The sequence below is a fragment of the Pandoraea sp. B-6 genome (assembly GCF_000282835.1).
Taxonomy (GTDB): domain Bacteria; phylum Pseudomonadota; class Gammaproteobacteria; order Burkholderiales; family Burkholderiaceae; genus Pandoraea; species Pandoraea cepalis.
This window is the reverse complement of record NZ_KB290509.1, coordinates 21,614-30,543: the sequence shown is the minus strand read 5'-3', so window position 1 is coordinate 30,543 and position 8,930 is coordinate 21,614. Positions and strand designations below refer to the sequence as shown.

Sequence of the window (8,930 nt, the reverse complement as noted above, 5' to 3'; positions counted from 1 at the left end):
GGCGGGCGGCTTACCGTCGCCGGCGACGCAGTTCGTGACGCCGGCGCGCCCGACGCCAGCCGCATCGGGGCCTGCTTCGCCGTAATTCGTGCGGGGCGCATCGAGCCCGCCGGATCGTTTGTCCGACGTCCGGCGTGAGCGCAACTAAACGCATCCCTGCTCGCAGTGACAGGCCGATCGTCGCGTCGACGTTCCGGCCTGATCCGGGGGCTCAGGCGGAGCGCTTCGGAATGTCGAGGCCTCGAATCACGGCGGGGCGCGCAACGAACGCGTCGAGCGCGCGTCGCACGTGCTTGAACTGGTCGAAGCCGACCAGCTCCCCCGCCTCGTAGAAGCCGACGAGGTTTCTCACCCACGGGAACGTAGCGATATCGGCAATCGTGTACTCGTCGCCCATGATCCACCGGTGTGTCGCCAGGCGCGCGTCGAGCACGGCAAGCAGGCGCTTCGCTTCGTTCACGTACCGGTCGCGCGGACGCTTGTCTTCGAAGTCCTTGCCCGCGAACTTGTGGAAGAAGCCGACCTGACCGAACATCGGCCCCACACCCCCCATCTGGAACATCACCCATTGCAGCGTTTCGTAACGCGCGGCCGGATCGGCGGGCAGCAGCTTGCCGGTCTTCTCGGCGAGATACCAGAGAATCGCGCCCGACTCGAACAGCGGCATCGGCTTGCCGTCGGGGCCATTGGGATCGAGGATCGCGGGAATCTTGTTGTTGGGGTTGAGCGCGAGAAACTCGGTCGAGAGTTGGTCGTCGGTCGAGAAGTTCACCAGGTGCACTTCGTACGGCAGCCCGATTTCTTCGAGCATGATCGAGGCCTTCACGCCGTTGGGGGTGGGCAGCGAATACAGTTGCAGACGCTCGGGGTGCGCGGCAGGCCACTTGCGCGTGATGGGAAACTGGGACAGATCGGCGGATAGATCGGACATGAGGATCGATGCGTTCGTGTTGGAGCGACGCGCAGCGCCGCGGGACGACCAATATACCGCCAAGTCGCCAGGCTTGCCGGGCGCGGTGGCGTCGGGCTTTTCCGGTAGACTGCTCGCACTTTGACCCGTCGCGCGGAGGCTGTCTGCGCAGGCGAGACACGAAGCACCTTCCTCGGCCAGACCATGGAACTCAGGCATCTTCGATATTTCATTGCGGTGGCAGAGCAGTTGAGCGTGCGCGCGGCGTCCGAAATTCTGCATGTGACGCAACCGGCCGTCTCCCGGCAGATCCGGGATCTCGAAGAGACCATCGGGGCGGCGCTCTTCACGCGCACGGCGCGCGGCCTCGTGCTGACCGCTGCCGGAACGGCCTATCTCGCTGAAGCCCGTGACATCCTCGCCCGTGTCGAAAGCGCGAACCGTACCGCACGGCGCCTCGCGTCGGGCGTCACCGGCCGGTTGCGCATCGGCTTTGTCGAGAACGCTTCCTGGGACGGTCTGGTGCCCGCCGCCTTCAATGCCTTTCAACGCGCCACGCCAGACGTGGCGCTCGAACTGATACCGATGAACACGCCCGAGCAGCTCGACGCCATCGCGGCTGGCACGCTGGACGGCGGGTTTTGTTATCGTTTCGGCGCGTTGCGCGAAGGATGCGCCGAGGTGCCCCTGCTCGAACACGATGTCGTCCTCGCGGTGCCGGCAGACTGGCCGTTGGGGCGCGAGGGAGACGTGGACATCGCGTCGCTTCGCGCGCACCCCTTCGTGGCCTTTCCGCGCGCGGTTTATCCCGCGTACTACGATCGTTTGATCGCCGCATGCGCCGAGCGCGGCTTGACGCTCGACATTCGTCAGGAAGTGTCGACCGAGGCGGCGATCCTGTCGCTGGTGTCTGCGGGTGTCGGGCTGGCGATCGTCAACGATGCGAACCGCGACCGGCCGCCGGCACGCGTGCGTTTTGCCGCCATTCGCGATCTCTCGGTGCGGCTGCCGTTGGCCTTCTGTCACTCGGCCCAGCATCCGCCGCAGCCCGCCCTGCAACGGTTCATCGAGCAGTTGGCGACCGTTCAGGCGGCTTGACGACCACGGGGACCACGAAATGCGGCGGCAACCGCCGCGGCTTCGGGCGATGCGTTTGAGGCATCACCCAGGTCAATGAACGGCATTGGTCAAGCATTTTTGCGTCTGCGATAGTGAATTCACCCTAGGCGTCGCCTGGCTTTTCACTCTCTCGTCATGCACAACTCTGCTTCCCTGATCGCTTCCGATATCGACTACGAGCGCACCGGTCTTCAGACCGGCACGCTGCGCTTGCCTTACTCTCACGACCGGTCTGCTTACGGCCATGTCCCGATTCCGGTCGCCGTGCTGAACGCGGGCCCGGACACGGGGCCCACGGTGCTGCTCACGGGCGGCAATCATGGCGACGAATACGAAGGCCCCATCGCTCTGATGAAGCTGATGCGGCGCCTGTCCGCCATGTCGATTCGCGGCCGCTTGATCGTGATTCCAGGGCTTAATTTTCCGGCGTTCGCGAACGGCACGCGCACGTCGCCCATCGACAAGGGCAACCTGAACCGGCTGTTTCCCGGCGCGCGTAACGGGTCGCCGACCGAGATGATCGCGCACTACGTCGAGACCGAGTTGCTGCCCCGTGCCGACGTCGTGATCGACTTGCACGCTGGCGGGGCGTCGTTCGACCACACGCCGACCTTGCTGGCCGCGCCGCCCGTCGATGCCGTGCGCCGCACAAGCTATCTGCAGTTGGTTCGCGCCTTCGGTGCCCCGTACACGATGGTCATGGATCTGCTCGGCGAAGACCGCACCTTCGGCGCTGCGGCGCAACGCCACGACAAACTATTTCTCTGCGGCGAATTTGGTGGTGGCGCGGGTTGCGACGCCGCCAACCTCGCCATCGTCGAAGCCGGTCTGCAACGCGTTCTGCGCGCGCTGGGTGTCACGTCGGAGGACGGCCCGGCACCGTCGCACGACACCCGCGTCATGGCGGTGCAGGGGCCGAGGCATTACGTCTACGCGCCGCGGGGCGGAGTCTTTGAGCCCGCGTTCCGGCTGAGCGACGACGTGCGCGAGGGGCAACTGGCGGGGCGTCTGTTCGATCCGCACGCCCCGTGGGAGGCACCCCGCGAAATCGCCTTCCGCAGCGATGGCACGGTGATGTGCATGCGCACGTTCGCCCGAGTGGAACCGGGCGACTGCATCGCATTGCTCGCCAGCGACAGTCACTGGGACTGACGCGTACTGCGCCGATCCCGGCCTCCGTCATCTCGACACATTGCATGCCAAACAGGACATTCTCATGAGCGCTCAACCCGCCATCATTGCCACGCCGGCAGATGAGCAACACGGACGTGCCGGCTATTACGGTTACGTGGTGCTGCTGTTTTTCGTTTGCTTTGCGTTTTCTTATCTCGACCGTCAGGTTGTCAGCATTCTCGTGCAGCCGATCAAGCAAACGCTTGGGCTCACCGACGTGCAGATCGGTCTGATGCAAGGGATATCCTTCACCATGTGCTATGCCACGGCGGGGGTTTTCGTGGCCCGCTGGGTCGACCGCGCCAATCGTGTGAAGCTGATCGCGGCCTGTGTGGCCATCTGGGGGGCATCGACCGTGCTGTGCGGGTTTGCGACCAACTTCACGGAGCTGTTGTTCGCGCGCGCCGGGACGGCCGTGGCGGAAGCGGCACTCAGCCCTGCCGTGCTGTCGATCTTCAGCGATCTCTTCGCGCCGCGAAAGGTCACTCGCGCCAGCAGCATCTTCATGTTGGGGCCGTATGTCGGCGGCGGGCTGGCATTGTTCGGTGGTGGCTTTCTGTTCACCCTGAGCAGCGATCACACCGCGAGCGCCTGGCTGGCGACCCATGGGCTGACGCCGTGGCAGTCCGTTTTCGTTGCCGTCGGTCTGCCGGGTTTCCTGCTCAGCGCCATGGTGTTGTTCACGGTGCGTGAGCCAGCACGCCGCGGCCTCGGACGTGCCGGCGCCGCCGACGAGGACGACCTGCCGTCGATGCGGGAGGTGCTGCGAGAACTCTTCGTCAGAAATCGCTTCTGCCTGCCGTACTTCGCCGCGTATGTAGCGCTGATCACGCTCTTCTACGCCCATGCCGCCTGGTTTCCGTCGCTACTCATGCGCAAGTTTCAGCTCGACGCCCGGACGGTCGGCGAACTTGCGGCGCCCGCGTATATGCTGGGGGGCGTGCTCGGTGTAGTGTGCGCGGGCCTGCTCGCCGCGCGTGCGACCGATCGCAGTGCGCTGCGCCGGGTACTGGGGCTGTCCACGGGCGGCGCGGCCATACTGATTCCTGCCGCGTTTGCGATGCCGCTGATGAGCCATAGTCTGGCGGCAGTGGTGCTGTATGGCGTATGCGCGTTCGCCGCCAGCATCGCCATGGCGCTCGCGCCTGTTCCACTTCAGATCGCGCTGCCCAACCGGATGCGTGGTCGGGCGATCGCGCTGCTCGTCTTCATGACGAATGCCATCAGCGGCAGTGTGGGGCCGTTTGCGGTTGGCGCGATCAACGAGCACCTTGGAAGAACGGCAAGTAGTCTGGGCACGGCGCTTGCGCTGGTGGGGACGGTCGCGGCGATTGCCAGCTTCCTTTGCTATGCGCTTGCCACGCGCCGCGCCGCGGTGGCATTGGCATCCGGTAGCGAGTGATGCGCCGGTCACTGCATACGCAGCTTATTCTTCTGGATAACGTCCTGGAGTTCGAACATGACGCCGTCTGTACCCGTCTTTCATGTGGGATCCGCCCGAATCACGGGCATCTTCGAGACCGCGTTTGCGTTGTCCGCGCCGCGACTGTTCCCCGATTGGGAAGCCGAGGCCGGGGCCGATCTCGCGACAAGGCTCTCGCCGGCCTCGTTCGATCACTCGAATGGACGCGTCGCATTGCAAACGCATCTCTGGATCGTGGAGTTCGCCGGCTTGACGATCGTCGTCGACACCGGCATCGGCAATGACAAGATGCGCGCCTTCAGTCCGTTGTTCGACCGCTTGTCCAACCCGGTGCTGGAGCGCTTGAGCGCCGCGGGGTTTGATCGCCAACGGGTCGACTACGTGTTCAATACACACCTCCACGTCGATCACGTTGGCTGGAACACCTTTCGCGAAGGAGAGCGCTGGGTGCCGGTCTTTCCCAACGCCACGTATGTCTTCGCCCGGCGCGAGCGCGAGTTCTTTGACACCGGCCCGGGTGCCGCACGCCGAATGGTGTTCGAGGACAGCGTGTTGCCGCTGCTCGACGCCGGTCTTGTGCATGAGGTGCCCGACGCCGGTGAGCAAGTGCTCGACGGCATTCGCTTTCTGCCGACGCCGGGCCACAGCGCAGGGCACATGGCCATCTCGATCGCGTCTCGCGGGGAGACCGCGTTGTTTTCCGGCGATGTCATGCACAGCCCCGTGCAGGTCTATCGTCCCGAGTGGTGTTCGGCGTTCTGTCTCGATCCGGTTCAGGCCGGCGAGTCTCGCCGCGGGCTGCTCGATCTGGCGCTCGACGCCGGAACCACGGTGTTCCCAGCCCACTTTCCCGAGGGCTCGGCGGGCAAGGTCGTGCGCGATGGGGTAGGGCTGTCGTGGCGGTACCTCGCCACGGAACGCGGATGACGAAAGACGGCGGAAAAGCTTGCGGTGCGGCGCGGCGCGTCAAGCACGCCGCGTTGGAATGAAAAAGGGACGGCACGCGCCGTCCCTTTTCGTGGAGCTTCCGGTATCGAGCGACGCTCAGCCGTGGCTCAGCACCTTGGCAATGCTGTCGGCCACCACCGCCACGTTCTTCTCGTTGAGGCCCGCCACGCACATGCGTCCCGAGCGGATCAGATAGACGCCGTAAGTGTCACGCAGCACATCGACCTGCGTCGCCGACAGCCCCGTGTACGTAAACATGCCGCGCTGCTCGAGGTAGCGCGAGAGCATCGTCTCGGGGACGTGTCCACGAAGGCCGTCGTGAATCGCGCCGCGCATGCGCGTAATGCGCTGGCACATGGCCATGAGTTCGGCTTCCCACGACTTGCGCAGTGCCGGCGTGCTCAACACCTTGGCCACGATCTTCGCGCCGTGCGTCGGCGGGTTGCTGTAGTTCGAACGCACCGCGCTCGTGAGCTGACCGAGCACGCGATCCGCCGCTTCCGCCGACTCGCAGATGACCGACAAGCCGCCGCAACGCTCGCCATACAACGAGAAGTTCTTCGAGAACGAGTTGGCGACGAAGGCCGGCACGCCCTGACGGGCCAGTTCGCGAATCACGAACGCGTCGGCGTCCAGACCCGAGCCGAAGCCTTGATACGCCATATCGACGAAGGGCAACAACTCGCGCTTCTTGAGCACGTCGATCAGCTGCACCCACTGCGCGTCGTTCAGATCGACGCCGGTCGGGTTGTGACAGCACGCGTGCAACAGCACCACGCTACGCGCAGGCAGCTTGTCGATGGCGTCGACCATCGCGTCGAAACGCAGGCCGCCGGTGGCTTCGTCGTAATACGGATACGTATTCACGGTGAAACCGGCACGCTCGAAGATGAAGCGATGGTTGTCCCACGTGGGATCGCTCACCCAGACCTGCGCGCCGGGGAAGTAGCGCTTGATGAAATCGGCGCCCACCTTGAGCGCGCCCGAGCCGCCGAGCGTCTGCACCGTAGCGATGCGACCGTCGGCGCGTGCCGGCGAGTCGTCGCCGAACACGAGCGCTTGCACGGCGTCGCGATAGGTGGCGAGCCCCGCCATCGGCAGGTACGGCTTCGGACCGACCTCGCCGAGCAACTGCGCTTCGGCCTCTCGCACAGCCTGCATGACCGGAAGGCGGCCATCGTCGTCGTAGTAGATGCCGATGCTCAGGTTGACCTTGTTGGTACGGGGATCCTTGGCGAAATTCTCGTTGAGCGAGAGGATCGGGTCACCGGGATAGGCATCGATATGTTCGAACATGGCGGTTCCTGGAAAAACGAGAGAAAGTCGGTGGAGTGCGGGCTGGGGGCCACCGGACCGTCGGTGCGGCTCCGGCGGCCCCGACGGCGCCAAACAGTTGATGATACCGCTAGTCAGGTATCGCCGGGTACGCCCCGGGGGGGGTACCCGAGGCGAGACCGCGACGCGTTGCAACCCGCTGCCGCCGGTGGCCGTCGGCATTGAGCGGGGGACCTCAGCGTGCCGCCCTGGCCTGAATCGGGGCTACGCGGTTTGTTTTCTGACGCACCCGATAGCCGATGCCGAGCGCGACCAGCCACACCGGGATCAGGTAGACCGAAATGCGCAGGTCCGGAATCAGGTACATCACGACCAGAATGCCGCCGAGGAACGCCAGGCACAGGTAGTTCGTGAGCGGGTAGCCGAGGCTCTTGAACAGCGTTGTCTCGCCCGCGCGCGCCTTGGCACGACGGAAGACCAGGTGGATCACACTGATCATCGCCCAGTTGATGATCAGTGCCGACACGACCAGCCCCATCAACAGTTCGAACGCCTTGCCGGGCATGAAGTAATTGATCACCACGCACACGGCGGTCGCGGCGGCCGAGACGCCCAGCGCCAGCAGCGGAATGCCACGACGGTTGACCTTGAGCAGCGCACGCGGCGCATTGCCTTGACCGGCCAGACCGTAGAGCATGCGGCTGTTGCAGTACACGCAGCTGTTGTAGACCGATAGTGCCGCGGTCAATACCACCGCGTTGAGCACGTTGGCCACGGCATTGCTGTTCAGTGCGTGGAAGATCAGCACGAACGGGCTGCCGCCGGATACCACCTTCTCCCACGGGTACAGCGAGAGCAGCACGCCGAGCGCGCCAACGTAGAAAATCAGAATGCGGTAGATGACCTGGTTGGTCGCGCGCGGAATCGTGTGCGACGGGTTGTCCGCTTCCGCCGCGGTGATGCCGACCAGTTCCAGTCCGCCGAAGGAGAACATGATGACGGCCATCGCCATGACGAGGCCCGATACGCCGTTCGGGAAGAAACCGCCGTGTCGCCACAGGTTGGTCACGCTGGCTTCAGGGCCGGCGTTGCCGGAGAACAGCAGATAGCCGCCGAACCCGATCATGCCGACGATGGCGGCGACCTTGATGATGGAGAACCAGAATTCCATCTCGCCGTACGACTTCACGCTGGAGAGATTGATGGCGTTGATGACGCCAAAGCACACGAGGGCCGAAACCCACGTGGGAATGGCCGGCCACCAGTACTGGACGTAGATGCCCACGGCCGAGAGTTCGGCCATCGACACCAGCACATAGAGCACCCAGTAGTTCCAGCCGGACACGAAGCCCGCGAAATGCCCGCAATACTTGTTGGCGAAGTAGCTGAACGAGCCGGCGACCGGCTCGTCGACGACCATTTCGCCGAGCTGGCGCATGATGAAAAACGCGATGACGCCGGCAATGGCATAGCCCAGCAGCACTGACGGGCCGGCGGTCTTGATGGTTTGGGCGATGCCGAGAAAGAGGCCGGTGCCGATCGCGCCACCCAGCGCGATCAATTGGATGTGACGATTCTTCAGGCCGCGGTGGAGCGAGCCTTCTTGTGGTGCATTGGCGGACATGTCTGTTCCTTACCCTACCTTCATTGCCATGCGGCGCGCTTCTCTGTTTCGTTCTGTGCGAACGAACCGGAACCGTTGAGCCGCCACGGCGCAGCGCTTATGACGCCGTCGCCGTGTCCTTTGGGATCGTCGGACTGTGCCGACGATCGTGTCTCCCCCGGACTCAGACCTTGAGCGTACCTCGCTCGATCTGATCGCGCTCGAGCGATTCGAACAGCGCCTTGAAGTTGCCTTCGCCGAAGCCGTCGTCACCCTCGCGCTGGATGAACTCGAAGAACACGGGGCCGAGCAGCGTCTTCGAGAAGATCTGCAACAGCAGGCGGGGCTTGCCGCCTTCGGTCGTGCCGTCGAGCAGAATGCCGCGCGACTTCAGTTCGCCGATCGGCTGGCCATGGCCGGGCAGACGGGTCTCGAGCGCATCGTAGTAGAAGTCGTTCGGCGCGGTCATGAGCTCGACG

The 8,930-nt window shown here is 64.5% G+C and carries 7 protein-coding genes and 1 pseudogene; 4 read left to right on the top strand and 4 right to left on the bottom strand.

Annotated elements, in window-relative coordinates:
- Nucleotides 1–211: 211 nt before the first annotated feature.
- Nucleotides 212–931, bottom strand: a complete 720-nt coding sequence (locus tag A985_RS0109055) for a glutathione binding-like protein (protein ID WP_039830110.1) — start codon at nucleotides 929–931, stop codon at nucleotides 212–214.
- 183 nt (nucleotides 932–1,114) lie between these two features.
- Here A985_RS0109055 and A985_RS0109050 point away from each other — a divergent pair, with 183 nt between their 5' ends.
- The 4 genes from A985_RS0109050 to A985_RS0109035 all read left to right on the top strand — a co-directional run bounded on the left by A985_RS0109050 (nucleotide 1,115) and on the right by A985_RS0109035 (nucleotide 5,552).
- A complete protein-coding gene (locus tag A985_RS0109050) occupies nucleotides 1,115–2,008 on the top strand; it encodes a LysR family transcriptional regulator (RefSeq protein WP_017233086.1) in 894 nt (297 codons plus the stop codon).
- A 156-nt stretch (nucleotides 2,009–2,164) separates the two neighbouring features.
- A complete protein-coding gene (locus A985_RS0109045) occupies nucleotides 2,165–3,181 on the top strand; it encodes a succinylglutamate desuccinylase/aspartoacylase family protein (protein ID WP_017233085.1) in 1,017 nt (338 codons plus the stop codon).
- 64 nt (nucleotides 3,182–3,245) lie between these two features.
- A complete protein-coding gene (locus A985_RS0109040; RefSeq protein ID WP_017233084.1) occupies nucleotides 3,246–4,604 on the top strand; it encodes an MFS transporter in 1,359 nt (452 codons plus the stop codon).
- Nucleotides 4,605–4,661: 57 nt separating this feature from the next.
- Entirely contained in the window at nucleotides 4,662–5,552 is an 891-nt protein-coding gene (locus A985_RS0109035; protein WP_017233083.1) for an MBL fold metallo-hydrolase, read from the top strand.
- A gap of 117 nt (nucleotides 5,553–5,669) precedes the next feature.
- Here the strand turns inward: A985_RS0109035 and A985_RS0109030 are convergent, their stop codons facing one another.
- From A985_RS0109030 to A985_RS29085, 3 genes and pseudogenes are all read right to left on the bottom strand, one after another.
- Nucleotides 5,670–6,869 (bottom strand): amino acid aminotransferase, encoded by a 1,200-nt coding sequence (locus A985_RS0109030; RefSeq protein ID WP_017233082.1) that lies wholly within the window; start codon nucleotides 6,867–6,869, stop codon nucleotides 5,670–5,672.
- A 214-nt stretch (nucleotides 6,870–7,083) separates the two neighbouring features.
- Nucleotides 7,084–8,472, bottom strand: a complete 1,389-nt coding sequence (locus A985_RS0109025; RefSeq protein WP_017233081.1) for an amino acid permease — start codon at nucleotides 8,470–8,472, stop codon at nucleotides 7,084–7,086.
- 163 nt (nucleotides 8,473–8,635) lie between these two features.
- Nucleotides 8,636–8,930: pseudogene (locus A985_RS29085) on the bottom strand (4-hydroxyphenylpyruvate dioxygenase); the annotation flags it as partial.